1 protein-coding gene is annotated in these 887 nt (G+C 36.8%); it reads right to left on the bottom strand.

Features of this window, described 5'->3' with window-relative positions; translation table 11 throughout:
* Positions 1 to 57: 57 nt before the first annotated feature.
* Positions 58 to 887: P-type conjugative transfer protein TrbL (trbL, locus tag ACFIMM_RS06715; RefSeq protein ID WP_375692678.1), on the bottom strand; the 830-nt coding region annotated here is incomplete at its 5' end.

Here is an 887-nt window from a genome sequence, read left to right as displayed (position 1 = left end):
AATGTCCAATTTGACGCCGCAGAATAAACATATGCTTCTTTCCATGCCCCCATAGCATCAACAATCAAAGTCACTAAGAGTGTAAGTACGAATAATTTTGCACCAACAGAGACAGCGTAGCGAAATGTTGTTATACTTATCTCTCGTGTCCATNAGCAATGTCCAATTTGACGCCGCAGAATAAACATATGCTTCTTTCCATGCCCCCATAGCATCAACAATCAAAGTCACTAAGAGTGTAAGTACGAATAATTTTGCACCAACAGAGACAGCGTAGCGAAATGTTGTTATACTTATCTCTCGTGTCCATTGGGTCGCCCCAAACCCCATAAATATAACAGATGCATTGATTACGATATATGATTCAACAAGTGTAACAGCTAGTAAAACAGCGATATAGCAGAAGCATAAAAAAACAATAATAGACTGAACAGCAATCAACACAGAAGTGATCGGATTCCAAGTGCTCACATTTGCCATAGCTTCCATAATATTAGAAGCTTCACCCAAAACATCTGCAGGAAAAAGACTCCTGGATCTTCCGCTTGCATGAGCTGCTGCTGTACGAAAACTCTCAACAATAGCTGTCCCCCATTCTTGAGAATATTCTAAAAGAGCTGCAAAAAAGCCTATAACAAGAATGAACTTCACTAACTCCCCAACTAAATCAGCAATATCAGATTGCTTAAACAAAAAAGGAATAAAGCTAAAAAGAAATTGAAGAATAGCCAATAACCAAAAAAGACGAAAACCATAATAATGTAGTTTTGAATGCCATTGATGAGATTGATGTTCTATCAAATCCAATAAACCAGTAAATGTTTTAGTTTTGTCTAATCCATCTGCAAAAGAAATATCTGTAAAAAACAAATACCCTATCACAATCA

Source organism: Bartonella sp. AP258QHHD (assembly GCF_042196145.1).
GTDB lineage: Bacteria > Pseudomonadota > Alphaproteobacteria > Rhizobiales > Rhizobiaceae > Bartonella.
This window is presented reverse-complemented; position numbering and strand designations above follow the sequence as displayed.